The sequence below is a fragment of the Streptomyces sp. NBC_01261 genome (genome assembly GCF_036226385.1).
Taxonomy (GTDB): domain Bacteria; phylum Actinomycetota; class Actinomycetes; order Streptomycetales; family Streptomycetaceae; genus Streptomyces.
In genome coordinates, this window is the sequence record NZ_CP108463.1 from 10,329,191 (window position 1) to 10,354,532 (window position 25,342).

General features: G+C 70.9%; 22 protein-coding genes and 1 pseudogene. 14 read left to right on the forward strand and 9 right to left on the reverse strand.

The window, feature by feature from the left end:
- Positions 1–144 precede the first annotated feature (144 nt).
- The 6 genes from OG226_RS45855 to OG226_RS45880 are packed head-to-tail and all read left to right on the forward strand — an operon-like array spanning position 145 to position 7,975.
- The gene (locus OG226_RS45855; protein ID WP_328685437.1) at positions 145–1,728 is read left to right on the forward strand and encodes an ABC transporter substrate-binding protein; all 1,584 of its coding nucleotides are present in this window, start codon (positions 145–147) and stop codon (positions 1,726–1,728) included.
- Positions 1,729–1,730: 2 nt separating this feature from the next.
- Entirely contained in the window at positions 1,731–2,687 is a 957-nt protein-coding gene (locus OG226_RS45860) for an ABC transporter permease (protein WP_329352469.1), read from the forward strand.
- Entirely contained in the window at positions 2,684–3,571 is an 888-nt protein-coding gene (locus OG226_RS45865) for an ABC transporter permease (RefSeq protein ID WP_328685439.1), read from the forward strand. Before OG226_RS45860 ends, OG226_RS45865 begins: the two co-directional genes overlap by 4 nt.
- Positions 3,571–5,301, forward strand: a complete 1,731-nt coding sequence (locus OG226_RS45870; RefSeq protein WP_328685440.1) for an ABC transporter ATP-binding protein — start codon at positions 3,571–3,573, stop codon at positions 5,299–5,301. The genes OG226_RS45865 and OG226_RS45870 overlap by 1 nt, the downstream gene beginning before the upstream one ends.
- Entirely contained in the window at positions 5,298–7,304 is a 2,007-nt protein-coding gene (locus OG226_RS45875; protein WP_329352471.1) for a CocE/NonD family hydrolase, read from the forward strand. The genes OG226_RS45870 and OG226_RS45875 overlap by 4 nt, the downstream gene beginning before the upstream one ends.
- Positions 7,271–7,975, forward strand: a complete 705-nt coding sequence (locus OG226_RS45880; protein WP_328685442.1) for a TetR/AcrR family transcriptional regulator — start codon at positions 7,271–7,273, stop codon at positions 7,973–7,975. The genes OG226_RS45875 and OG226_RS45880 overlap by 34 nt, the downstream gene beginning before the upstream one ends.
- Before the next feature lie 47 nt (positions 7,976–8,022).
- Here OG226_RS45880 and OG226_RS45885 read toward each other — a convergent pair whose 3' ends face one another.
- Complete coding sequence (locus OG226_RS45885; protein WP_329353709.1) at positions 8,023–8,343, reverse strand: response regulator; 321 nt, start codon at positions 8,341–8,343, stop codon at positions 8,023–8,025.
- A gap of 240 nt (positions 8,344–8,583) precedes the next feature.
- Here OG226_RS45885 and OG226_RS45890 point away from each other — a divergent pair, with 240 nt between their 5' ends.
- Positions 8,584–9,009 carry an STAS domain-containing protein gene (locus tag OG226_RS45890; protein ID WP_328685443.1) on the forward strand — a complete coding sequence of 142 codons (426 nt, stop codon included), beginning with the start codon at positions 8,584–8,586 and terminating at the stop codon, positions 9,007–9,009.
- Here OG226_RS45890 and OG226_RS45895 read toward each other — a convergent pair.
- The 4 genes and pseudogenes from OG226_RS45895 to OG226_RS45910 form a co-directional block, all read right to left on the reverse strand.
- Positions 8,958–9,833, reverse strand: coding sequence for a geranyl diphosphate 2-C-methyltransferase (locus OG226_RS45895; RefSeq protein WP_328685444.1), 876 nt, complete (start codon positions 9,831–9,833; stop codon positions 8,958–8,960). The two genes, OG226_RS45890 and OG226_RS45895, sit on opposite strands and share 52 nt — an antisense overlap.
- 49 nt (positions 9,834–9,882) lie before the next feature.
- Positions 9,883–10,920 (reverse strand): family 2 encapsulin nanocompartment cargo protein terpene cyclase, encoded by a 1,038-nt coding sequence (locus OG226_RS45900; protein WP_328685445.1) that lies wholly within the window; start codon positions 10,918–10,920, stop codon positions 9,883–9,885.
- 16 nt (positions 10,921–10,936) lie between these two features.
- Positions 10,937–12,382, reverse strand: a complete 1,446-nt coding sequence (locus tag OG226_RS45905; RefSeq protein ID WP_329352473.1) for a family 2B encapsulin nanocompartment shell protein — start codon at positions 12,380–12,382, stop codon at positions 10,937–10,939.
- A gap of 209 nt (positions 12,383–12,591) precedes the next feature.
- Positions 12,592–13,601: pseudogene (locus OG226_RS45910) on the reverse strand (zinc-binding alcohol dehydrogenase family protein).
- A gap of 121 nt (positions 13,602–13,722) precedes the next feature.
- Between OG226_RS45910 and OG226_RS45915 the strand changes: the two are divergent.
- Positions 13,723–14,517, forward strand: a complete 795-nt coding sequence (locus tag OG226_RS45915; protein ID WP_328685447.1) for a VOC family protein — start codon at positions 13,723–13,725, stop codon at positions 14,515–14,517.
- Between the two features lie 92 nt (positions 14,518–14,609).
- Here OG226_RS45915 and OG226_RS45920 read toward each other — a convergent pair whose 3' ends face one another.
- Positions 14,610–15,821 carry a low temperature requirement protein A gene (locus OG226_RS45920; protein ID WP_328685448.1) on the reverse strand — a complete coding sequence of 404 codons (1,212 nt, stop codon included), beginning with the start codon at positions 15,819–15,821 and terminating at the stop codon, positions 14,610–14,612.
- A gap of 307 nt (positions 15,822–16,128) precedes the next feature.
- On the opposite strand from OG226_RS45920, the gene OG226_RS45925 reads away from it, so the two are divergent.
- The 4 genes from OG226_RS45925 to OG226_RS45940 all read left to right on the forward strand — a co-directional run bounded on the left by OG226_RS45925 (position 16,129) and on the right by OG226_RS45940 (position 20,360).
- Positions 16,129–16,824 (forward strand): ribonuclease H family protein, encoded by a 696-nt coding sequence (locus OG226_RS45925; protein WP_329352475.1) that lies wholly within the window; start codon positions 16,129–16,131, stop codon positions 16,822–16,824.
- A 121-nt stretch (positions 16,825–16,945) separates the two neighbouring features.
- Positions 16,946–18,163: an FAD-dependent monooxygenase gene (locus tag OG226_RS45930; RefSeq protein WP_329352477.1), complete on the forward strand. Its 1,218-nt coding sequence runs from the start codon at positions 16,946–16,948 to the stop codon at positions 18,161–18,163.
- A gap of 119 nt (positions 18,164–18,282) precedes the next feature.
- Entirely contained in the window at positions 18,283–19,776 is a 1,494-nt protein-coding gene (locus OG226_RS45935) for an MFS transporter (RefSeq protein WP_329352478.1), read from the forward strand.
- Positions 19,773–20,360: a TetR/AcrR family transcriptional regulator gene (locus OG226_RS45940; RefSeq protein WP_329352480.1), complete on the forward strand. Its 588-nt coding sequence runs from the start codon at positions 19,773–19,775 to the stop codon at positions 20,358–20,360. Before OG226_RS45935 ends, OG226_RS45940 begins: the two co-directional genes overlap by 4 nt.
- Here the strand turns inward: OG226_RS45940 and OG226_RS45945 are convergent.
- Together OG226_RS45945 and OG226_RS45950 are read right to left on the reverse strand one after the other, a co-directional pair.
- A complete protein-coding gene (locus OG226_RS45945) occupies positions 20,357–21,280 on the reverse strand; it encodes a squalene/phytoene synthase family protein (RefSeq protein ID WP_329352482.1) in 924 nt (307 codons plus the stop codon). The genes OG226_RS45940 and OG226_RS45945 overlap by 4 nt on opposite strands.
- A gap of 42 nt (positions 21,281–21,322) precedes the next feature.
- Positions 21,323–23,056 carry a cholesterol oxidase substrate-binding domain-containing protein gene (locus OG226_RS45950; protein WP_443066961.1) on the reverse strand — a complete coding sequence of 578 codons (1,734 nt, stop codon included), beginning with the start codon at positions 23,054–23,056 and terminating at the stop codon, positions 21,323–21,325.
- A gap of 136 nt (positions 23,057–23,192) precedes the next feature.
- Here OG226_RS45950 and OG226_RS45955 point away from each other — a divergent pair, with 136 nt between their 5' ends.
- Together OG226_RS45955 and OG226_RS45960 are read left to right on the forward strand one after the other, a co-directional pair.
- A complete protein-coding gene (locus OG226_RS45955) occupies positions 23,193–24,176 on the forward strand; it encodes an aldo/keto reductase (RefSeq protein WP_329352484.1) in 984 nt (327 codons plus the stop codon).
- Positions 24,177–24,235: 59 nt separating this feature from the next.
- Complete coding sequence (locus OG226_RS45960) at positions 24,236–24,724, forward strand: DUF6328 family protein (protein ID WP_329352486.1); 489 nt, start codon at positions 24,236–24,238, stop codon at positions 24,722–24,724.
- Here OG226_RS45960 and OG226_RS45965 read toward each other — a convergent pair.
- Positions 24,657–25,304: a DUF2238 domain-containing protein gene (locus tag OG226_RS45965; protein ID WP_329353711.1), complete on the reverse strand. Its 648-nt coding sequence runs from the start codon at positions 25,302–25,304 to the stop codon at positions 24,657–24,659. The genes OG226_RS45960 and OG226_RS45965 overlap by 68 nt on opposite strands.
- Between the last annotated feature and the right edge of the window lie 38 nt (positions 25,305–25,342).

The window sequence follows — 25,342 nt, forward strand, 5'->3', positions numbered from 1 at the left end:
CCGCACACCCCCTCCGCGTAACCAGTGCGTTTCGGACGTTAATTTCCGCGCCCAAAGGGTTGGCGGGAAACCATCCCCTCGTTATCGTTCACCAACTTCACTCAATCGTTCGGCTGAACGAATAGCGACAAGGACGGTCGGTACATGTCCGACATCCACCACCCGGGCCGCCGGTCGGTGCTCGCCGCGGGCGTCGCCTCGGCCGCCGCGCTCGGCGGGTCCTGGCTGCTGACGGGCTGTTCCGGGGCGGAGGCCGCTCCCGTCCTGCCGGCCGCCGCCGCGAAGGGCGCCCCCGACCGCGGCGGCACCCTGCGCATCGCCCGACCGCCCGCCTCCGACGCCGAGACCCTCGACCCGGCCGGCTCGCTGTCCGCGTACGAGTACCTGGGCGCCCTCTATAACCGGCTCGTCCGCGTCGCCGCGAACGGTGAGCTGGCCCCCGACCTCGCCGAGTCCTGGGAGACCGACGCCAAGGCCCGCACCTGGACCTTTCGGCTCCGCAAGGGTGTCGCCTTCCACAACGGCCGCGCCTTCACCTCCGCCGACGCCGCCTACACGCTGCGCCACATCCTCGACAAGGCGACGGCGTCACCGCAGGCCGCGGTCCTCGCCCCGCTCATCGACCCCGCGAAGCTGGGCACGCCCGACGCCCACACCCTCGTCGTCCCGCTGAAGAGCCCGAACGCCGAGTTCCCGAGCCTGCTGACGCACTACAACTGCTACGTCATCCCCGACGGCAGCGCGAAGTCCATCGGCCGCACCGGCATCGGCACCGGCCCTTTCAAGCTGGAGTCGTTCGCACCGGCGGGCCCCGGCCGCGTCATCGCCTACAAGGACCACTTCGCGGGCCGCCCCGTCCTCGACGCGATCGCCTTCTACTCGGTCGCCGACATGTCGGCCCGCTCAAATGCCCTACTGGCAGGCCAAGTTGACCTGCTCTCGCAGACCAACCTCGACTTCGCGACCGCCCGTGTGGTCGCCGCCTCGGACCGCGCGACCATCGCCCGCGTGAAGGACGCCCAGTGGTACGTCCTCCCGATGCTCACCACCGAGAAGCCCTTCACCGACGTCCGCGTCCGCCAGGCGATGAAGCTCGCCTACGACCCCGAGCACGTGGTCAAGGTCGCCCTCCAGGGCGCGGGCACCCCCGGCTGGGACAACCCGGTGCCGCCGAGCGACCCCGCGTACATCTCCGCGCATCCGAAGCACGACCCGGAGAAGGCGAAGTACCTCCTGAGACAGGCGGGCCACGAGGGTCTGGCGATGGACCTCTACACCTCCTCCTACGACCCGCTGTTCACGCCGATGGCGCTCGCCTACCAGGACTCGGCCAAGCGCGCCGGTATCCGGATCAAGGTCAAGACGGCCTCCGCGGACTCGTACTACACGCAGATCTGGATGAAGAAGCCGCTGATGGCCACCTACTGGTTCACGGGCCGGCCCGTCGACCAACTCTTCACGCAGATCTTCCGCAGCGGCTCCTCCTACAACGAGACCGCCTGGTCCGACAAACAGTTCGACGCGGTGCTCGACAGGGCCCGCGCCGAGATCGACGACACCAAGCGGCGCGAACTCTACGGCGAGGCGCAGACGTTGGTGATCGAGAGAGGCGGGGCGATGACCCCGATGTTCGCCGACCGGCTCGTCGGCATCTCCCGCAAGGTGCGCGGATACGCCGAGCACGGCTTCGAGTTCGACTACCTCAACATCGGCCTGAAGGGAGCCTGACCATGCTCTCCTTCATAACCCGCCGTATCGCGGCGGCCGTCGGCACCCTCTTCCTCTCCTCCATCCTCGTCTTCCTCGCCGTCCAGGCGCTGCCCGGCGACGTCGCCACCCAGATCCTCGGCAAGGACGCGACCCCCGACGCGGTGGCGGCCCTGCGCGAGAAGCTGAAGCTCGACCGGCCGGCCTGGGAGCGGTACTGGGACTGGGTCTGGGGCGCCCTGCACGGCGACTTCGGCACCTCTCTCGTCTCCGGCAAGGCCGTCGGCGGCGAAGTGTCCATGTATCTCGGCAACTCCGCGCTGATCGCCGTCGTCACGGTCCTCTTCGCGGTCACCGGCTCGATCGTCCTCGGCATCCTCGCGGGCCTCTACCGCGACCGCTGGCCCGACCACGTCATCTCCACCGTCAGCCTCGTCGGCATGAGCGTCCCCGAGTTCGTCGTGGCCACGGTCCTCGTCCTGTGCTTCTCGGTCGCCCTCCCGTGGTTCCCCGCGGTCGTCCTCTACGGCCCCGACGCCACCGTCTCCCAACTCCTTCCCGCCGTATGGCTTCCCGCCCTCGCGCTCGCCGTGGTGATGGCCGCGTACATCGTCCGCATGGCCCGCACCTCGGTCATCGACGTGATGGCCACCGAGTACGTCACCACCGCCCGCCTCAAGGGCCTCTCCACCTGGCGGGTCGTCACCCGACACGCCCTGCCCAGCGCCCTGTTGCCCACCCTGCACGTCATCGCGCTCAACGTCGCGTGGCTGGTCGGCGGGGTCGCGGTGGTCGAGAACGTCTTCAACTACCCGGGCATCGGCAAGCTGATGCTGTCCTCGGTGCAGAACCGCGACCTGCCCACCATCCAGGCCATCGCCCTCATCAGCGCGGTCGTCTACGTCGTCTGCAACCTCGCGGCCGACCTCGCCACCATGGCCCTCAACCCCAGGCTCCGCACCCGAGGGAGGACTCGATGACCACGCTCGACACCGCCGCGCCGACCACCGTACGAGGCGCCCGCACCGTCCGCGCCTGGCGCACCGTGAGCAGTTCCCGCACGGCACTCGTCGGCCTCGCGATCGTCGCCGTGCACGTCCTGATCGCGCTGCTCGCCCCCCTCCTCACCTCCTACGACCCGATCGCCAACGACGCCGACCACGCTCTCCTCGGGTCGAGTTGGAGCCACTGGGCCGGCACCGACCAGTACGGCCGGGACGTCCTCGCCCGCGTCCTCTACGGCGGCCGGTATGCCCTCGGCATCTCCGTCACCGCGACCCTGATCACCGTCGCCCTCGGCACGGTCATCGGCTGCGCGGCGGCCCTGCGCGGCGGCTGGTTCGACGACGTACTGGGCCGGATCCTGGACGCGATCCTGTCCATCCCCTCCGTCCTGGCACTCCTCGTCATCGTCACCGCCCTGGGTACCGGCCCGGCGGTCATCGTCCTCGCCGTCGCGATCACCTACGTCCCGCAGGTCGTCCGTGTCGTGCGCGGCGCCGCCCTCGCGGTCGTCCCCGCCGACTACGTGACCGCGGCCCGCGCCCGCGGCGAGAGCACCTGGTCGATCCTGCGCCGGGAGATCCTCCCGAACATCACCGACGTGGTGTGCGTGGAGTTCGCGATGCGGGCCTCCTGGGTCGTACTGCTGATCTCCTCGCTGTCCTTCCTCGGCTTCGGCGCCGACCCGCCCACCCCCGACTGGGGTCTGATGGTCGCCGAGAACCGCACCGCCATCACCGTCGTCCCGATGGCCAGCATCGCCCCCATCATCGCCCTGGCCACCCTCGTGGTCGGGCTCAACCTCGCGGCCGACGGCCTGTCCAAGGCGTGGGGCGTCGACCGGATCAGGGAGGGCTCCTGATGGCCTCGATCGTGTCCGTCAACTCCCTCTCCGTGGCCTACCGTTCGGGCGGCGAGGACGTGCCCGTCGTGCACGAGGTGTCCCTGGACGTCGCCGAGGGGCGGACTCACGCCCTCGTCGGCGAGTCCGGCAGCGGCAAGTCGACCATCGCCGCGACCCTCCTCGGACACCTGCGGCACGGCTCCCGGATCACCGGGGGCTCGGTCCAGGTGTCCGGCGCCGACGTATTCGCTCTGCCCGCACGGGAGTTGCGACAGCTGCGCGGCGGAACGGTCGCCATGGTCGGCCAGAACGCCGGCCACGCCCTCACCCCCTCCATGCGCATCGGTCGGCAGATCGCCGAGGCGGGCGGTGACGTCCCCGTCGTCGACCTCCTCGAACAGGTCCGGCTGCCGAACCCCGCCGAACTCGCCCGCCGCTACCCGCACGAACTCTCCGGCGGCCAGCAGCAGCGCGTCGCCATCGCCATGGCCATCGCGGCCCGCCCCAAGGTCCTGGTCCTCGACGAGCCGACGACCGGCCTCGACGTCGTCACCCAGCGCAGCGTCCTCGACCTGATCGCCGCCCTGCGCGACGAACTCGGCCTCGCCGCGGTCCTGGTGAGCCACGACCTCGGCGTCGTCGCCCACATGGCCGACGAGGTGACCGTCCTGCGGTCCGGGCGAGTGGTGGAGTCGGCACCCACGCGACAGTTGTTCTCACAGCCCCAAGACCCGTACACACGACGCCTGTTGGCGAGCGTGCCGCGCCTCGACGACGCCGGGCTCGCCGTCGTCGGCGAGGCGGGGGAGCGGGAGGTCAGGCCCCGGGCCGAAGTCCCCGCCGACGCCCCCGTGGCCGTCTCCGCACAGGACATCACCATCGACTACGGCAGCACTCGCGCAGTCCACGGTGTGTCCTTCGACGTCCGGCGCGGTGAAGTCCTCGCCCTCGTGGGCGAGTCGGGCAGCGGCAAGTCCACCCTCGCGTGGAGTCTGGCCGGGCTGCGCACCCCGTCCGGTGGCACGATGAAACACGCCGACGGCGACCTGGCCCGCCCCGCGCAGCAACGACCGCTGTCCCTGCGCCGCAGGGTGCAACTCGTCTTCCAGAACGCCGACACCTCCCTCAACCCCCGCCGTTCCGTGGGCGACGCGGTCCGCCACCCCCTGCGCTTCTTCGGTACGGTGACCGACCGCACGGAGGCGACCGAGCGGGCCCGCCGACTCATCTCCGACGTACGTCTCGACCCGGCCCTCGCCGACCGCCTGCCCGCGCAGCTCTCCGGCGGCCAGCGTCAACGCATAGGCATCGCAAGGGCGTTGGCGGGCGAACCGGACGTCCTGATCGCCGACGAGATCACCACGGCCTTGGACGTATCCGTCCAGGCCGATGTGCTCCGGCTCCTCGACGACCTGCGGCGCGAACGCGACCTGGCGTGCCTGTTCATCAGCCACGACCTCGCCGTCGTACGGGGCATCGCGGACCGGGTCGTCGTACTGCGCCACGGAGTCGTCGTCGAGGAAGGCCCGACGGAGACCGTCTTCGCCGACCCCCAGCACCCCTACACCCGCCAACTCATGGCCGCCGCCCTCGAACCCGACCCCGACGCGCGGCCCTACGTCGACGACACCGCCGACTGGGCCGACGCGGTCGACGGGGACGACATCTGGACCGAGAACGGCGACGACGGCCACCGCGTCCGGCGCTGGCGTCCCCTCAACGCCCCTGTGGCGGAAGGAGCTTTGTGAAGTACCGCGAGCAGTTCGAGCGCCGGGTCGTCCGCGAGGACGTCTGGATCCCCACCCGGGACGGAAGGACCCGGCTGCACGCCCGCGTCTGGCGGCCCGATGACGCCGAGTCGGACCCCGTGCCCGCGCTGCTCGAATACCTCCCGTACCGCAAGAGCGACTGGACCGCACCGCGCGACGCCCAGCGCCACCCCTGGTACGCAGGACACGGTTACGCCTCCGTCCGCGTCGACATCCGGGGCCACGGCGACAGCGAGGGCCTGCCCGGCGACGAGTACGACGCGCAGGAACTCGCGGACGGCGTCGACGTCGTCAACTGGCTTGCCGAGCAAGCCTGGTGCACCGGCAAGGTCGGCATGTTCGGCATCTCGTGGGGCGGTTTCAACGCTCTCCAGATCGCCGCTCTCGCGCCCGAACCGCTCAAGGCGATCGTCACCGTCTGCTCGACCGACGACCGGTACGACAACGACGTCCACTACACGGGCGGCGCCGTCCTCGGCATCGACATGCTCGCCTGGGCGGGCACGATGCTCGCCTTCGCGTCCCGCCCGCCGGACCCGGCCGGCGTCGGCACGGACCGCTGGGTGCCGATGTGGCGCGAGCGTCTCGACGCCCTCGAACCCTTCCTGCACACCTGGCTCGCACACCAACAGCGCGACGACTACTGGAAGCACGGCAGCGTCTGCGAGGACTACACCGCCATCGACGCGGCCGTCCTCGCGGTCGGCGGCTGGAACGACCCGTACCGGGACGCCGTGTTGCGACTCGTCGAGCACCTGCCCGAGGACCGCGTCCGGGGCATCGTCGGCCCCTGGTCGCACCAGTACCCCGACCGGGGACTGCCGCCCGGCCCCGCGATCGGCTTCCTCCAGGAGACCCTGCGCTGGTGGGACCAGCACCTCAAGGGCATCGACACGGGAGCGATGGCGGAGCCGCTGCTGCGGGCCTGGATCACCGACCCGATCCCACCGACCACGTCGTACGACGTGCTGCCCGGCCGTTGGGTGGGTGACGCCAAGTGGCCGAGCCAGAAGGTCAGTTGGGACTCACGTCCGCTCGGTGCGAGCGCGGACCCCGTCCTCGTGCGCTCACCGCAGCACACCGGTCTCGACGCCGGACGCTTCTTCCCCTTCGGCAACGCGAGCGACCTGCCGCCGGACCAGCGGGAGGAGGACGGCCGTTCGGCGTGCTTCGACTCCGAACCGCTCACCGAACGCGTCGAGATCCTCGGCCGCCCGCGCGTCCGGCTCCGCCTCGACAGCGGCACCCCGCGCGCCCACGTCATCGCCCGGCTGTGCGACGTGGCACCGGACGGCTCGTCCACGCTCGTCACCCGGGGCGTGCTCAACCTGCTGAGCAGGCACGGCCGTGACCGGGCCGTCGAGTGGACACCGGGGACGTACGAGGACGTCGAGTTCGAGCTGACCGGCATCGGCTACGCCATCCCGCCCGGCCACCGCGTCCGGCTCGCCGTCTCCGACACCTACTGGCCGTGGGTCTGGCCGCACGGCGAGCGCGGCGAGTTGCGCGTCGTCCCGGCCGAGAGCGCCGTACAACTGCCCCTGCGGGAAGGCGGAGAGGAGCCGCCGATCCGCTTCGAGGAGCCCGAACAGGCGACGCCGCTCGACGTGACCTACGACCGGCCCGCCGAACCCACCCCCGAGCGACTCGTCACGCACGACGTCGCCAAGGGCGAGTGGACGCTGGAGGTCGACCCCAACTACGGGGGATCTCGGACGTATCCGGACGGGCTGCGGTACGAGGAGAGCGCGCGGGAGACGTACCGCATCCGCGGCGACGACCCGCTCTCCGCGCACGCCGTGTCGGAGTGGCGGATCCGGTTGCGACGCGGGGACGACTACGACGCTGAGATCATGGCGCGGACGGAGCTGCGCGCCACGGCCGCGGACTTCGTCATGGACAGTCGCGTCGAAGCAAGGGCGAACGGAGAGACAGTGGCCGAGCGAGCATGGCACCGCACCACCCCGAGGACGTCGGGATGACGGCCGCCAAGCAGCCCCAGCCGGCCACCAAGTCCCCGCGTCGTGCCGTCGCCGCCGCCGACCGGACCCGGCAGCCCACCGAGGTGCGCCGCCGGCTCATCGTCGAGGCGGCCGTCCCGTTGATAGCGGAACGCGGTTACGCCGCCGTCGGCGTCCGGGACGTGGCGGCGGCGGCCGGGGTCTCCGTCGGCACCGTCACGTACCACTTCGGCAGTGTGCAGGAGATCCTCTCCGAGGCGATGGTCCTCCATATCGAGCGCTACTACGCCGAGTTGAACGAGGCGGCCGAGCAGGCGACGAGCGGGGCCGAGGCGCTGCGGCTGCTCGTCGACGCGCTGTTCACCGAGGACACCGACCGGCACTGGCGCATGTGGTTCGACTACTGGAACGCGGGCGAGCAGGGCACGGACGCGGCCTTCAGCGGTGGCCAGGCCCACCGCTACGAGACCTGGCACCAGCAGATCCGCGCACTGGCCCAACGGGGCGTCACCGACGGCGAGTTCGACGCCGACGACCTCGACGGCTTCACGGTCCGCTTCGCCGCCCTCGCCGACGGCCTCGCCCTGCAACGGCTGCGCCAGGCACCCCCGTTGAGCACCCAGGACGCCCGCCGCCACCTCAACCGCCTCATCGAGACGGAGCTGGGGACCGGGCGCCGATCACCCGAGTGAGATCCCGGGCTCTCCGCATACGCCGGCGGCGGGAGGAAGACGCCCGGCTACTCGGGACTCTCCAGGAACTCCAGCAGGTCGGTCAGCGGGAGCGGCACGGCGAGATGGGCGTCGAAGCCGGCCGCCCGGGACAGCGAGCGGTCGGTGCCCTGGCTGAAGCCGGAGACCGCGATCAGACGGGGGCGGGTGCCGTGCGGGCGGGCGCGTACCGTGCGGGACACCGTGTAGCCGTCGGTGTCGGGCAGGCCCAGGTCGCACAGGACCACGTCGAAGACGTCGGAGGCGGTCGCGGTGAGCGCGTCCGCCTCCGACGTCCTCGATCTCGGCCCTTTCCGGCGCGGGTGCCCATGGCCCAGGTGACGGTGAATCCCTCGCGTTCCGGATCACCTGGCCCAACTGCTGCCCGCTCGTTGTGTCGCCGATGAGCGGGCGTTGATGCCCCGACCATGTGGCGAAGGTGGAACAGTTGGTACCCACGGTTCAAGGGGGAGCTGCTCGGGGGTAGTTCCGGCGCGGGCTCGTGCGGTGCGGGGATGTCGAAGCCGGCGCACGGACCCGCGCCGGATCGCGCGCCGACGCGCGAAAGGCATGAATGAGGACGGAGCACCTTGCGCGAGAACGGCCCGGAGCTAGTACCCGCCCCGGCCTGGCCCGCACCCGGCGAACACGCCCTGCTGGGTGCCCCGGACGGCCTGCTGGTCGTCGACCTGCACGGCGATGTCGACCTCGCGACCGCCACCCCGCTGCGCGAGTGGCTGGACTCGGTGGTGGCGCTGAGCGCGCCCGCCTACGTCGTCGATCTGCGCCGCACCACGTTCATCGACTCCACCGGCCTCAACCTGGTGCTGTGTTTCCGCCGCCGGGTGCTGGAGCGCGAAGCGGGGTTCGCCGTGGTCTGCGCCGCGCGCACCGTGCGCTGGACCTGCTCGACCCGGTGCCCGGCCTCCCGGAGACGGCCTCCCGGATCGCCGGGCGCTGAGCCTCAGACCCGGTCGGCCGCGATCAGCAGATACTGGAAACTGCCGTTGCGGTAGGCGTCGAGGAACGTGTCCTCGATCCCCGTCACCAGGTGGTCGGCCCGCTTGCGCAGCGCCCAGTAGGGGATGGTGTCCTCGGTGAGGTCCTGGACGTGGACGGGCACCAGCCGGTTGCGGGCCATCGCCCGGAAGTACTCCGACCTGGGGTGGATGTCGCAGATGTAGTGGGCGTTGATGAGGGACACCTCGCGCGAGGCCCGGCCGTACGTGTCGTTGTAGCAGCCGGTGATCACCACATAGCGTCCGCCGCGGCGCAGCAGCCGGGCGTGCTCGGCGAACAGGAGGTCCAACTCCACATACATCGTGGACTCGTTGTTCCAGGACGCGGCGAACTCCCCTGTCGGGAAGCCGGTGTCGAGCATGTTGCGGTGGTGATAGCGCACCTGGCCGTCGATACCCCGCTTGCGGGCCTGCGTGTTGGCGAACTCGGCCTGCTTGGCGGAGATCGTGACCCCGTCGGCCCGGCAGCCGTACCGCAGATGCGCCACTACGCTGCCGCCACCGCGCCCGCAGCCCGCGTCGAACACCCGGTCGTCCGGGGTGAGTTGGCCGAGGTGGGAGGCGAGGAGTTCGGCCTGCGTGTGCTCCAGGCGGTGCAGTTCGGCGGTGAGCCGCTCCCGGCGCCGGACGGGATCGGGCTCGTCGAGCACGGACTCGTCGGCCCCGCCGATTCCGTAGTGGTGGTGGTACAGGTCGTCGAGCTGTCCGAGGTCGAGGTTGACCGGGTTCTCTTCGGCGTTCCAGTAGTCCGCGACCCGGCTTTGGTACGTGGACTGGGTCGGCACCGGTGCTGCTGTGGTGCCGGCGTCGGCGGTGGTCAACGGTGACTCCTAGCGTCGTGCGTCCGACAGAGCATCAGGGTCCGGACGGTTACCAGTAGTTGGGCAGGTGGTAGCGGTGGCTGTTGGTCGCGTGCCACTCGTGGTTGCCGGCCACCCAGGCGGCCAGGCCCTGGATGTAGCGCTCGACGAGGGGGGAGGCGGCGGACAGCGTCGTGGACTCCTCCTCGAAGGCGTCCATGATCCCGTTGTGGATGTCGACGGACTTCAGATAGGCAGCCTTCAGCCCGCGCCGGTCGTTGGCGGCGACGACCTGCGGCAGGTTGAGGTGGCCGGGGTCGGAGAGTTCCTTGGTGAAGGAGTAGAGGTCGTTGACGATCGTGGTGGCGTTGCAGGCAAGGGCCGTGACCCGCTGGATCTCGGGCCGGGCGTACACCTGCTCGGGCAGTTCGTAGCCGTCGATCGCGTCGACGATCGACAGACAGGGGCGGAAGTTGTTGAACTGCCGCATCACCAGGTACTCCCAGACGCGCGGCTTGTACCGGATCTCCGCCCATGCCGCCTCGGCGAGGTACCCGAGGTGGAGCCGGGCGATGTCGTGCACGAACCGGTCGGTCTGGCTGGGGGTGGCGAGGAGGGCGTAGTCCTTGAGCGCGAAGTGGTACGAGCGCAGCGGGCCGTCCGCCTGTACGCCGTGCCGCCACTCCTCCTCGTATGCGGGGGTGGAGTGGAAGGGGTCGAGCGCCGACTGCCCGAAGATCAGGCGTCCGCCCAGGCCGCGGTGCGCGCCGCCCTTGTCCCCGTCCTCCTCGCAATAGCAGTCGTCGACGATGTTCTCGGCGAGCAACAACTTGCCCGCGACGGTGAGCCGTTCGAGGTCGAGCGCGCCGGGGTGCTGGAGCACCACGGCCCGGCCGAACTGGAACCCGGCGAAGTCCCCGTCCCACGCGGCCGGGAACAGATCCAGCTCGCGGGCCCAGGCCTCCAGCCTGCGGTCGATCTCCGCGGCCTTCTCGGGGTCGGCGGGTGCCGCGGGCTGGTACTTGAGACCGGGGATAGCCCCGCTGGGCCGGGCTCGTACGGTGCTCGCCAGGTTCGGGGGACCGGGCAGCGAAAGGGACGTGGTCATGGCGTGCTCCAGGCCGTCATTCGGCGGTCCGGCCGATCTGGACGTTCTCCAGGATTCCCGCCGCGTCGGGGACCAGGATGGCCATCGAGTAGTACGCGGTGACGAGGTAGCGGATGATCGCGGCCGAGTCGATGCCCATGAAGCGCACGTTCAGACCGGGCTGGAACTCCTCGGGGATGCCTGTCTGGAAGAGGCCGACGACACCCTGGTCGGCCTCGCCGGTGCGCAGCGCGATGATGCTGCTGGTGTGCTGCGGGGTGATCGGGATCTTGCCGCACGGGAAGAACGGGACACCGCGCCAGGCGGGGATCTCGTGCCCCTCGACGTTCACCGTGCCGGGCACCAGACCGCGCTTGTTGCACTGCCGGAAGAAGGCCGCGATCGCCTTCGGGTGGGCGAGGAAGAGCCGTGTCCTGCGCCGCATGGCGAGCAGTTCGTCCAGGTCGTCCGGGGTCGGTGGGCCGGTGAAGGTGCTGATGCGCTGGGTGTAGTCGATGCTGTGCAGCAGCCCGAACTCCCGGTTGTTGACCAGCTCCCACTCCTGCCGCTCGCGGATCTCCTCGATGGTGAGCCGCAGTTGCTGCTGGGTCTGGTCCATCGGGTCGTTGTAGAGGTCGGCGACCCGGGTGTGCACCCGGAGCACGGTCTGGGTGAGCGACAACTCGTACTCGCGCGGGGCGAGTTCGTAGTCGACGAAGCCGCCGGGGAGCGTCTGCTCGCCCACATGGCCGGCCTGCACCGGGACGTCGGCCTCGCCCTTGCGGTTCATCGGCAGCCGCTGCCGCTCGGCGTACGCCTCCAGATGCGCGGCCAACGACGGTACGCGGTCGGTGAGTTCGGCCACGACGTCCCACGGCAGTACGAGCAGGACGCCCGCGGTCTCCGCCCGCACGGAACTCAGCCACAGGGGGTCGGACTGCCCTATGGCCTCGTCCCCCATCTGGTCGCCGTCGGTGACGACGCCGAGGATCTCCTCCTCGTCGTACTTGCCGGCGGTGTAGCGGGTGAAGCGCCCGTGCGCGACCAAGTAGGCCTCGGTGACGGGCTGTCCGGCCTCGAAGAGGATCTGCCCGGCCCGCACCTCCCGGACCCGGAACCGGCCCGCGACCTCCTTCAGGACCTCCGTGTCGGAGTACCCGCGCAGCACGGGCAGTTCGGTGAGCGTCTCGGGGACGACCCTGATGTCGTCGGCGCCGTTCTGCTCGAACCGCACCCGGCCGCGGCCGACGCTGAGCTGGAGCCGCCGGTTGACCCGGTAGGCACCGCCCCGCACGTCCACCCAGGGCAGCATCTTCAGCAGCCATCGCGAGGTGATGGCCTGCATCTGCGGTTCGGACTTGGTGGTCGTGGCGAGCTGACGTGCCGCCAGGGTGCTGAGGCTGGTGGGTGGTTGACCGTTGTCGGGGGTCGCGGGGCCGGGTTCGTCGGTGGCGGGTCCGTGGGCGCTTTCCGGAGTGGACACATTCCCTCCCGGGAGGTGAACAGGGGTGAGCGCGTCGTCGGTGTACAAGCCAAACAGTCCTGCCCAGGACCGGTAACCGCGCGCAGGGGGCGGCTTCACGCCCTGCGGGGTGTAAACCGCCGATCGAGGCAAGGAGGGGAAGAGATCCTTCCCGTGCCCCGGCGCACGGGTGCCGGAACGCCTCGGCCGCGCGAACCTCCGTGCGCCGCCTACCCGTTGAGGTCGTTCACCAGCACCGCGGCCCCGTCGAAGCGGCCCGCCTTCAGGTCCGCCAGCGCGTCCGCGGCCCGTGAGAGCGGAAAGGTGTGCGTGGTCGCGCGCACGTCGTGCCGGGCGGCCAGAGCGAGGAACTCCCTTGCGTCCACACGGGTGTTGGAGGTGACGCTGCGCAACTCCTTCTCGTAGAACAGCTCGTGCTCGTAGTCCAGGGGCGGTGTGTCGCTGAGGTGGATGCCCGCGACCGCGAGAACACCGCCCCGGTCGAGCGCCCGCAGCGCCACCGGCACGAGATCGCCGACCGGCGCGAACAGGATCGCGCTGTCGAGCGGCTCCGGCGGAGTCTCGTACGCGTCGCGCGCCGAAGCCGCCCCCAGCTCCAGCGCGAGCCGCCGCGCCGCCGGGCCCCGGGTCAGCACATGCACGGTGGCCCCCTCGGCGAGCGCCACCTGGGCGCACAGATGGGCGCTGCCCCCGAAGCCGTAGAGACCGAGCCGTCCGCCCGGGGGGAGGGCGGCCCGGCGCAGCGCGCGGTAGCCGATGATCCCGGCGCACAGCAGCGGTGCCAGGGCCACGTCGTCGAGACCGGCGGGGAGTCGGTGGGCGAACGCGGCCGGTACGGTCGTGTACTCCGCGTAGCCGCCGTCGGCGTCCCAGCCCGTGTACTCGGAGCGCGGGCACAGATTCTCGGCGCCGCGCAGGCAGTACGCGCAGGTGCCGTCGGTACGGCGCAGCCACGCGACGCCCACCCGGTCACCGACCGCGAACCCGCTCACCCCGGTCCCGACCCCGGCCACCTCCCCGACGACCTCGTGCCCCGGAGTCACCCCGGGCGGCGCACCGGCAGGTCCCCCTCGGTGACATGCAGATCGGTCCGGCACACCCCGCACGCGCGCACGTGAACGAGCAGTTCGTCATCCCCAGGTACCGGCACCGGCTTCTCCACGAGCTGGAGAGAGCCTCCCTCGACGGGCCCCGGCTCGGTCACGGCCCACGCGCGCATCGTCGTCGTATCCGCCATCCGTCCAGTGTGGAACGGACCGCGGCGTTCGGCGCGCGTCCTGCCCTCCGGGTGACTAGCGTGAGAATTCGGACAACCCGACCTACCGGAGAGGGCCGCGATCATGGCCGTACAACCTGAGGGAACCCCCTGTTGGGCCGACGCGATGTTCAGCGACGTGGAGGGGGCCAAGCGCTTCTACGGCGAGGTCCTCGGCTGGACCTTCGGCGACGCGTCGTCGGAGTACGGGAACTACACCCAGGCCTTCGTCGACGACAAGGCGGTCGCGGCCGTCGTACCGCCGATGCCCGGCGCGGAGGGCCAGTCGCAGTGGTGCCTGTACCTCGCGTCACCGGACGCGGCGGCCACCGCGGCGAAGATCCGGGAGAACGGCGGCCAGGTGCTGATGGAGCCGATGAAGGTCGGCGACTTCGGCACGATGTGCCTGGCCAGTGAGCCCAGCGGCGCCGTCTTCGGCGTCTGGCAGGGCGGCGTCCACGAGGGCTTCGAGGCCACGGGCGCGCCCGGCGCCTACGCCTGGGCCGAGATCTTCACCCGCGAACCCGCAAAGGCGGACGCGTTCTTCGCGGCGGTCTTCCCGTACGCGCAGAAGCAGATGGACGGCGGTGAGATGGACTACCGGATGTACAACATCGGCGACGACACGGTGCTGGGCCGGATGGCCATGGGCGACGAGTTCCCGCCCGAGGTGCCGTCGTACGTCAACGTGTACTTCGCCGTCCCCGACTGCGACGAGGCCGTCGCCAAGGCGACCGAACTCGGCGGCGTCGTGCGCTTCGGCCCCATGGACAGTCCCTTCGGGCGGTTCGCGGCGCTGAGCGATCCGCAGGGCGCCGCGTTCACGGTGATCGACGAGAGCACGACCAAGGGCGAGTTCCCGACGAGCACGGACGTCTAGCCGAGGCCGCGCGTCAGCTCCCGTCGGCCGCCCACCAGGCGGGAGCGCAGGCCACGGCCGCGTCGACCATGGCCAGTGCTTTCTCACAGGTGTCACCTGGCCGGTTCCTCGTAGTTGGCCACTCGGTTGGCCACGGCGACTCCCCAGGGGATGCCGAAGAGCACGACGAGCGCCAGGCCGAGGACGAGGGGAGCCGGGCGCAGAGCGCCGACGCCCACGCAGAGGAGGGCCATGGCGACACAGGTGCGGGCCAGGGGCCGGTAGAGCCCGAGGTTCTCGCTCCACGCGCGCGTGGATGCCGCGAGCGCCATCGTCGCGCAGAGCACGACGGCCGCGCCCCCGCAGAGCACCCAGGCCGTGGCCGCGGGGGTCCGGCCGTCGTGGGCGTGCTCGACGAGGCCGACCATCGCGGCGCCCATGGCGGCCACCGCGGCCGTGATCGGCAGGTGGACCACCATCCATCGCAGGGCGCACGCGCGCGTGGGCCGCGGCAGCCGGTGTCCGGCGAAGTCGAAGTAGGTCCACCACGCGCCGAACCCGACGACGACGGCGACGAGTCCGACGGCGAGGGTGAGCGCGTTGGTCGGTTCGTGGGCCAGTCCGTCGACCACTCCGGTCACGTTCTCGCCCAGCACGATGATGATGAACAGCCCGAACCGTTCCGTGAGCGCGTCGGTCACGCTGAGCGCGACCACCTGTTCCGGGATGGCCCTCCCGATGATGACCACGAACCCGACCAGGTAGACGACGGCCAGCGCACCCCACGTCAGCACGCGGGCGTCCGCGGGCAGGCTGGCGCTCGCGCCCAGCACGACCGCGCAGGCCGCCGTCCCTGTCACGTACAGCAGGCTGGGACGCCGGAATTCGGGAGTGTCACTGCGCGAGGCGAGCAGCCACAGCAACGCCAGCACCGCGAACAGCACCCCCGCGTCCACGGCGAAGGCGACACCGCGTTCGTCGCCCGCGCCGGGGATGAACGCGCCCAGCGGGACGAGCACGAGGATCTGCAGCAGGAACATGCTCCGGCCGCGGGCGTCCTCGTGCCCGTGCAGTTCGTGGTGCAGGCTGCCGTTGAGCCAGGCGATCCACACCAGCGCGAACACCGCGGCGAACAGGCCCAGTCCGTGCCAGTCGAGTTCCCCGGACAGATGGTGGGCGGCCTGCGCGACCAGTACGACCACGACCAGGTCGTAGAAGAGTTCCAGCGGCCCGACCACGCGCTCGCGCGGCTGCTCGCCATGCGGGCGCGGGGGTTGCCACAAGTAGCGGCGCACCCGGGCGAATTGCTCCTGTCGCGAGGTCATGCGCGCAGCGTAGAGGGCTGGCGGACGAGATCTTCGGATACCGTCCACAGCCGGTTCGCGTTGTTTCGGTCCGGGGCGTACGGCGCGACGCGGGCCACGGCACCGGCCCGCTCGGTGAGGCGGCCGCAAGTAACGAGGTCGCTGTGCTGATCGACGCCGAACCGCCATGCGCGGCCCTCGGGCGTGCGCCCTGCCAGGCCGGCCCGAACGCGGCGATCGTCACCCAGGTCGCCACGGCCCGGCCCTGCCCTGTCTGCCGAGCGGGACCTCGCCCGGGGCGACGCGGAGCCCGTCGCGCGGTCATGGCATGATCGGGCGCATGCGTGAACGTGTGGTGGCCGCGTGCGACGGGGCTTCGAAAGGGAATCCCGGGCCGGCCGCCTGGGCCTGGGTCGTCTCGGACGACAAGGAGAGCCCGGCCCGCTGGGAGGCGGGGCCGCTCGGCAAGGCCACCAACAACGTCGCCGAACTCACCGCGCTGGAGCGGCTGTTGACGGCGACCGCACCGGACGTACCGCTGGAGATCCGCATGGACTCGCAGTACGCCATGAAGGCGGTCACCACCTGGCTGCCCGGCTGGAAGCGCAACGGCTGGAAGACCTCCGGCGGAAAGCCCGTCGCCAACCAGGAGTTGGTCGTCCGTATCGACGAACTCCTCGGCGACCGCTCGGTCGAGTTCCGTTACGTCCCCGCCCACCAGGTCGACGGCGACCCGCTGAACGACTTCGCCGACCGCGCGGCCAGCCAGGCGGCCATCGTCCAGGAGCCCGCGGGCAGCGACCTCGGCTCCCCGGAACCGCCCCCCTCACCCGACACCCCGAAGAAGCCCGCCCGCGCGGGCGGCGCCAAGTCGGCCCGGAAGAGCACGAGTTCGGCCTCCCGCACCATCAAGGCCAAGTTCCCCGGCCGCTGCCTGTGCGGTCGCGCCTACGCGGCAGGCGAGCCCATCAGCAAGAACCCCAAGGGCTGGGGCCACCCGGAGTGCGCCACGGCCGAGGCGTAAGCCCCTCGCCTGCCCGACGCGTCCCGTCGGCCTTCGAGTCCCGAGGCCGATGGGGCTTCTTCGCGCCCTCGGGCTGCTACTCTGCGGTTCCACTTGACCACATTGAGTAATCTCCAGGGGTGTGCGCGTGAAGGTCGCCTGTGTCGGAGGCGGGCCCGCCGGTCTGTATCTCTCGATCCTGCTGAAGCGTCAGGACCCGTCCCACGACATCACCGTCTACGAGCGCAACGCCGAGGGCTCGACCTACGGCTGGGGCGTGACGTACTGGCGCAGTCTGCTCGACCAACTCCGGGAGTACGACCCGGAGTCCGCGCAGGCCGTCGACGAGCACTCGGTGCGCTGGAGCGACGGCGTCGCCCGCATCCGGGACCTGACGACCACGCAACCCGGGGACGAGGGCCACGGCATCGGCCGCCACCGGCTCCTCAAGATCCTCGCCGAACGGGCCCGGTCCCTGGGCGTGCGGCTGGAGTTCGAGTGCGAGGTCACGGCTGACGACCTGCCCGACGCCGATCTGATCGTGGCCGCCGACGGCGTCAACAGCGCGCTGCGCACCCGCCACGCCGACCACTTCGGCGCCGAACTCAAGCCCGGCCGCAACCAGTACATCTGGCTCGGTGCCAGCAAGGTCTTCGGCTCCTTCACCTTCGCCTTCGTGGAGACCGACCACGGCTGGATCTGGTGCTACGGCTACGCGTTCGGCCCCGAGGGCAGCACCTGCGTCATCGAGTGCGCACCCGAGACCTGGACCGGCCTCGGCCTCGACACCGCCGCGGAGGCCGACGGACTCGCTCTGCTGGAGAAGCTGTTCGCCGACCTCCTCGACGGCCACTCCCTGATCGGCCGCGCCTCCGCCGACGGCAGCGCCCAGTGGCTCAACTTCCGCACGCTGACCAACCGCACCTGGCACCGCGACAACCTCGTCCTGCTCGGCGACGCCGCCCACACCACCCACTACTCCATCGGCGCCGGCACCACCCTCGCCCTGGAGGACGCCATCGCCCTCGCGGACGCCCTGCGCGACCACACAGACCTGCCGCAGGCACTCGCCGCGTACGAACAGCGCCGTAGATCCGCCCTGTTGTCCATCCAGAGCGCGGCCCGCTACAGCGCCCAGTGGTACGAGAACCTCCAGCGCTACATCCACCTGCCCCCGCACCGCATGTTCGCCCTGCTCGGCCAGCGCCACTCGCCCCTGCTGCCGTACGTCCCGCCGCAGGTCTACTACGGCATCGACAAGGCGGCGGGACGACTGGAGGCGCTGCGCCGGTTCAAGCGCTGGCTCGGGCCCAAGGTCGCGCGGACGGTGCACGCGCGGGCGCTCGCGTCCCGCAAGTAGGGCACCCTCCGGGAGCGGTTCCGCTTCCCTGAGCTGCCTGGGAAGGTTGGGTGAATGACTATTCACCAGTTAGGGTGAATAGTCATTCACCTTCTTTTTTCATGCCAGCTGGAGTGCCCATGGGCCAGCCCGTCCCGATACCCGAGCCGTCCGGCGACCTCGCCGGGCGGATCCCCTTGCGGGACCGGCTCACCGTTCCGGTGCTGGCGTTCGGCGGGATCCTGATGGCGGTCATGCAGACCGTGGTCGTCCCGCTGCTGCCGTCCCTGCCCCGGCTGACCCACTCCTCGGCGGGCGCCGTCTCCTGGATGGTCACCGCGACCCTGCTCTCCGGCGCGGTCCTCACCCCCGTGCTCGGCCGGGCCGGTGACATGTACGGCAAGCGGCGGGTCCTGACCGGCGCCCTGAGCCTGATGACCGTCGGCTCGGTCATGTGCGCCCTGTCCTCCGACATCCGCGTCCTGATCTTCGCCCGTGCCCTGCAAGGCGCTGCCGCAGCCGTCGTACCCCTGTCGATCAGCATCCTGCGCGACGAACTGCCCCCGGCGCGCCGGGGCAGCGCGGTGGCGTTGATGAGCTCCACGGTCGGTATCGGCGCCGCGCTCGGACTGCCGCTCGCGGCGCTGATCGTGCAGTACGCCAACTGGCACGTCATGTTCTGGGCGACCAGCGCGCTCGGCGCGATCGGCGTGTGGGGGATCTGGTGGGCGGTGCCCGAGTCACCCGTCCGTTCGCCGGGCCGCTTCGACGTGCTCGGCGCGCTCGGGCTGGCCGTAGGACTGGTGTGTCTGCTGCTCGGGGTGTCGCAGGGCGGTCAGTGGGGGTGGGGCAGTGCGCGGATCCTGGGGCTGTTCCTCGCCACGGTCGTCGTGTTGGGGTTGTGGTGGTGGCAGCAGCTCCGGGTCCAACAGCCTTTGGTGGACCTGCGGTTGGTGTCCCGGCCCCGGGTGGGCCTGTCCCATGTGGCGGCCCTGCTGACCGGCTTCGCGTTCTACGCCAACTCCCTCGTCACCGCCCAACTGGTGCAGGCGCCCAAGGCGACCGGGTACGGACTCGGACTGTCCATCGTGCAGACCGGGTTGTGCCTGCTGCCCGGCGGCATCACCATGCTGTTGCTGTCGCCCGTCTCGGCCCGGATCTCGGCGGCCCGGGGCCCGCGCATCACGCTCGCCCTCGGCGCCGCGATCATCGCCCTCGGCTATGTGGTGCGCATCGCCGACAGCCGTGACCTGTGGACGATCATCCTCGGCGCGACGATTGTGGCCACCGGCACCACCTTCGCCTACTCGGCGCTGCCCACCCTCATCCTGCGCGCCGTCCCGGCCGGCCAGACCGCGTCCGCGAACGGCGTCAACGTCCTGATGCGCACCATCGGCCAGGCCGTCTCCAGCGCCGTGGTCGCCGCCGTGCTGGTGCACCACACCAGCCTGGTCGGCGGTCTCTCGCTGCCCACGTTGCACGGATACCTGATGGCGTTCGGCATCGCGGGCGTGATCGCCCTGGTCGCGAGCGCGGCGGCCCTGACCATCCCGGGCGACCCCGCTCCCGACGAGACGCGGCGCGCCGGGGACCGTACGGAGGGCGCGCGGGACGAGGCGCTGGAGGGAGCATGAGTGCCGTGAGCACCACTCCACCCACCGCGTCCCCGCCCGGCCGCCGGGACGCCGAGGCGACCAGGACGGCCATCCTCAAAGCCGCCCGCCATCTCCTCGCGCGCAACGCGCACGCCGACATCACCCTCAAGGCCGTCGCCGAACGCGCAGGTGTCAGCGCGCCGTTGATCCTCAAGTACTTCGGCAACAAGGACGCCCTCTTCGCCCGCGTCATGTCCTTCGAGACCGACGCGCAGGACCTCCTCGACGCCCCGCTCGACGGCCTCGGCCGCCACATGGTCCGGCACGTCCTGGTCAGCCAGCGCGAGCGGGGCGCCGACCCGCTGCTGCGGATCGCGTTCGCACCCCTGCACGGCGACCACGGCGACGTCCTGCGCGTCAACTTCCGCGCCCACGTGGTCGACCGCCTCGCCGCACGGCTCCCCGGCCCCGATGCCGCCCTGCGCGCCGAACTCGCCGTCGCGACCCTGCTCGGCCTCGGCGTCATGTACGGCATCGCGCGCGGCACCGAGCTGCGAGCGACCGCCGTCGACACCATCGTGGACCGCTACGGACCCACCGTGCAGGCCCAGTTGACGCCCTAGGCGTAGCGGCGCGCCTCGCGGTACTGGCGGGCCAGGACCCGCAGTGTGGCCAACGCCGCCGGACCCGTGTCGTGCAGCAGAACCCGACCCCCTTCGCGTCGCGCCGCGCCGAGCCGCAGCTCCTGGACGCCGATCAACGCGTCGAGGAACGGCCGGTGTTCCGCCGCGACAAGCGCGGGAAGCGTACGGCAGCCGGCGAGCGTGGTCTCCGCGAGGTCGGCCTGCGCCCGGACCACCCGGTCCAACGCCGGTACGCACGCCGGTGACTTGCTGCGCAGATCCTCGAACTTCAGCCCGTGCCGGGCGAGTTCGTCCCGCGGGATACCGATGCGGTCGTTCTCGGTGTCCTCGCGGAGGTCGGCGAGGAAGTCGCTGCGCTGCCAGCCCTCGATCAGGTCCCGGCACCCCTTGACGTACGGCTCGTACGCGTCGGAGTCGGCCGGCGCGAGCAGGGACGCGGTCAGCATCAGGGCGGGCAGCGAGTAACTGTCCACGTACGCCTGGAAGTCGGCCTCCGTCTCGAAGCCGGTCCAACTCGCCTCCACGGGAGCGCCGTCGAGGAAGGCACGCACCCGGGCCGCCATGTGCGGGTGACGGCGCGTGGTGTCCCAGAGCGCCAACAGGGTGTCCTGGACGGGCGGTTCACTGCTCTCCAGGGCCGCCGTGGTCTCGGCGTCCCAGGAGGCGAGGGCCGCCGTACGCGCGTCCACGTCACCGGTGTCGATGAGTTCGTCGGTCGCGTGCATATAGGCCACCGCGGCGACGACCGGCGGATGCAGCTCCGCCGGCAGCAACAGCCGTACCGCCACGTACTCGTGCAGTGCGAACTCGCGCACGATCCCGCGCTGGGTGTCGTAGGCGCGCCGCGGTCGCGGATCGGTGATGCCCGCCTTCGTCAAGGCGGTCGACCAACTGCTCACAGCTCTCCCCAGCTCAAGGACCCGGAGACAGCCTAGTCAGTCCTACCCGAACAGCCGGTCCAGGAAGGCGTTCCCGAACACCCCGTGCGGGTCCAGCCGGTCGAAGGTCCCCGCCGCCTGCCCCCACACCGACTCCCCGAACGAGCCCGGGATCGCCGTGCCCAGCACCTCCGCGTCGCTCCACGCGGCCTGCTCGGTGTAGGCCCAGCCCTTCGACCACTCGACCCGGGTCAGGGCGTCTGTCCCGTCGTACGAGCGCAGCAGGAACTGCTCCAACTCCCGCAGGAACTCCTCCGCGTACGGCGTGCCGGGCAGGGTCAGGACGTCCAGCCAGACCGCCGTGTCCCACTCCGGGTGCACGGTGCTCGGGCGCAGTGCGGACAGCAACGGGGTTCGGGCGCCGGTGAGTTCGGTGTCGGCGGGGTGGTCGAGGCCGGTCACCCGGATCTCGACGGTGCCGTTGACGGGGAAGCGGCCGAGCGCGGCGTACGCGGTGAGCCGTTCCTGGTAGAAGTCGGTGAACTCGTGTACCACGCGCTGCACTTGGGCCCGGGTGGTCAGCACCGCGTAGCCGCCTGCGGTCTCCCGCAGGGTCGTCGGCTTGATGTAGAGCAGCGTGTTCTTCGACGGCCCCCAGATGTCCGCCGCCAGCGTCGTCGTCAACCCCAGTGCGGCCACGCCGAGTTGGGCGTTGCCGAGCACCGGCGCCAGATACCACGCGGCATCGGAGAGGATCCGCCCGACGAGATCCGCGACCAGGGTCGGCACGTTGTCGGAGAACGGATAGTTGTACGGCGACGAGACGTGCCGCGAGGTCAGCGGCCGGGTCGGTGCGACGCTCCACACCTTCAGCCAGGGGAACTCGGTGAACGCGAACCAGATCGCCTCGGCCCGCCCCGACGCGTCCAGGAAGCTCGCGAAGGTCCGCCCGCCCGACCCGGGCGCCCCGAAGAGTTCGGTGGCCGGGATGTCCGTACGGCTCACGCAGCGGAGGTTGGTGTTCGCGCCGACCCGCAGCACGACCTCGGTGACCAGTGAACGCCCCAGATGCGTGAGGAGCGCCGCGCAGTCCGCCTCGTCGCGGGTGTAGGTCCGTAACACGTACTCACCGGCGTCCGTGTCCCACACCACCGCCGTCAGTGACAGCACCAGATTGCTGAGCGACCCGAAGGTGTGCCCGGCGGTCCGCTTCTCGCCCTTCGCCGGTACGGCCGTGCCGTGCGCGTCGATGGCCAGGGCGCCGCCGAGCGTCAGGTCGCCGGGCGCGGGCGAGGCGGTGAGACCGAGGCCGTGGCCCTCCAGGTAGGTGAGCAGCGCATCCAGGGTGACGCCCGTACCGGCCCGAACGGCCGAGGCGGAGTCCAGGGCCAGACCCGTGAGGTGTGGACCGGTGTCGACCAGCAGCACCGGCGCGTCGGACGTCGTACCGGACTCGATCGTGAGCGGTGACCAGCCGTGCGAGGAGCCGCGGGCGCGGACCCGCCGGCCGTGCTGCCAGGCCCAGTTGACGACCGACACCACCTGCTCGGCGTCGGTCGGCGCGCACGCCCACAGTCCGTCGGCGGTGATCTCGCCGACCCAGTTCCGGTACGCCGAGCGGTAGAGGTCGACCTCGGCCGGGAAGTCGGGCAGCTCGGCCGCCGCGACGGCCGGATCGGCCGTCAGGAGTACGGGTACGGCGGCCAGGGCCGCGGCCGAGAGCAGGAAGCCGCGACGGGTCCAGGGAGCGGAACCGCCGTTCCCCGGCTGGAGGTTGTTCGCCACATGATCGGTCACGCGCACACGCTAGGTGCGCGTTGACACGAGTAGGCATCCCGTTGGAGGGGTTCACTCGTGCGAGTGAAGGATTCACAGGTCGTGGCCCGGCGGAGCCCGATCCGCGCATGTCAGTGGCGGATGACACACTGACTGCATGGACGAACGTGTAATCGGCAGGTCGAATCAGCAGCTGTCCGTCGTCGGTCTCGGCACCTGGCAGCTGGGTGCCGACTGGGGAGACGTCGACGACAAGGAAGCCCTCGCCGTGCTGGAGTCGGCGGCGGAGTCGGGGGTGACCTTCTTCGACACGGCCGACGTGTACGGCGACGGGCGCAGCGAGCAGACCATCGCCACCTTCCTGAGCGGCCGGCCCGATCTGCATGTCCTGGTCGCGACGAAGATGGGCCGCCGCGTCGACCAGATCCCGGAGAACTACGTTCTCGACAACTTCCGCGCGTGGAACGACCGTTCGCGCCGCAACCTCGGCGTCGACCGCATCGACCTGGTGCAGCTGCACTGCCCGCCCACGGCGGTCTACTCCTCGGACGAGGTGTTCGACGCCCTCGACACCCTGGTCGCCGAGGAGCGCATCGCCCGGTACGGCGTCAGCGTGGAGACCTGCGAGGAAGCCCTCACCGCGATCGCCCGGCCGAACGTGACCAGCGTGCAGATCATCCTCAACGCGTTCCGCATGAAGCCCCTGCTCCAGGTGCTCCCGGCCGCCCAGGAGGCGGGCGTCGGCATCATCGCGCGCGTGCCGCTCGCGTCGGGCCTGCTGTCCGGCAAGTACACCAAGGACACGGTCTTCCCGGAGAACGACCACCGCACCTACAACCGGCACGGCGAGGCCTTCGACCAGGGCGAGACCTTCTCCGGCGTCGACTACACGACCGGTGTCGAGGCCGCCGCCGAGTTCTCCGCGCTCGCCCCGGTGGGGTACACCCCGGCCCAGCTGGCCCTGCGCTGGATCATCGACCAGCCCGGTGTCACCTCGGTGATCCCCGGCGCCCGCTCACCCGAACAGGCCCGCGCCAACGCGGCGGCAGCCAAGCTGCCCGCCCTGTCCCAGGACACGCTCACCGCGATCCGGGACCTGTACGACCGCCGGATCAAGGACCAGGTGGGGAACCGCTGGTAGACCCCCGCTCCTGAGCGGTCCTCCGTTTGAACGGGCGGCGGTCCGGTTACACGGACCGCATGACCCAGGAGGAAGATCGACGAATGGGGCGCGACGAGTCCGAGGACGAGCGGGCGGACCGGATGTGGGGCGAACTCATCCAGGAGGTCCGGGTCGCGCAGACCGGCGTGCAGATCCTGTTCGGGTTCCTGCTCACCGTCGTCTTCACCCCGAAGTACGAGCAGCTGGAGCACGCGAACCAGATCCTCTACCTGGTGACCGTCGTCCTCGGGGCCACCGCCACCGGTGCCCTGATCGGCCCGGTGTCCCTGCACCGCCTGGTCTCCGGCCGGAGCGTGAAACCCCAGGCGGTGCGCTGGGCGTCCCGGCTCACCTTCGTCGGACTCGTGCTGCTGCTCGCCACGATGACCGCCGCGCTGCTGCTGGTCCTCCGGGTGGCCACCCACGACGCGTACGTGCCCTGGCTGGTCGCGGGGGTCGTCACCTGGTACCTGCTGTGCTGGTTCGTACTGCCGCTGTGGGCGCGGCACCGTTATACGACCCGATGACCCCGAGCCGCGTCATCTGCCGGTCGTGGACCCGGCTGAGCACCAGCACCGAGACCGTGGCCCCGATCAGCGCGCAGAACATGTCCCATTGCGTGTCCCACACATCCCCCTGAGTGGCCAGGAACGCGTCCGCGCCGTGCCCGCCGATCACGGCCGCCGCCCACTCGAACAGCTCGAAGAGCGCGCTGAAGGCGAGGCACGCGCACACGGTGAGCGGCGCCAGCCAGCGGCTGCCGCGCAGGGGCGAGGTCCGGGTGAGCAACTCCCGTACCAGGACCGCCGGTACGAACCCCTGCATGAGGTGGCCGAGACGGTCGTAGGGATTGCGGCTGAGGCCGAAGGTGTCACGGACCCAGTCGCCCGCCGGCACCTCCGCGTACGTGTAGTGGCCGCCGACCGCGAGGACCAGCGCGTGCGCGGCGAGCAGACAGCACAGCAGGCCGGTCAGGGGGAATCGGCGCCAGGTCAGGACGATCACCGGGAGTCCGACGAGGACCCACACGGTCTCCAGGAACCACGTCGTGCGATCGTGCGGATGCCAGGCGGAGACGGCCATGCCGACGACCACCAGCGCGACCATGGCGGCGGGCAGACGCCGCCGCGGTGCGGAAGCGGGAA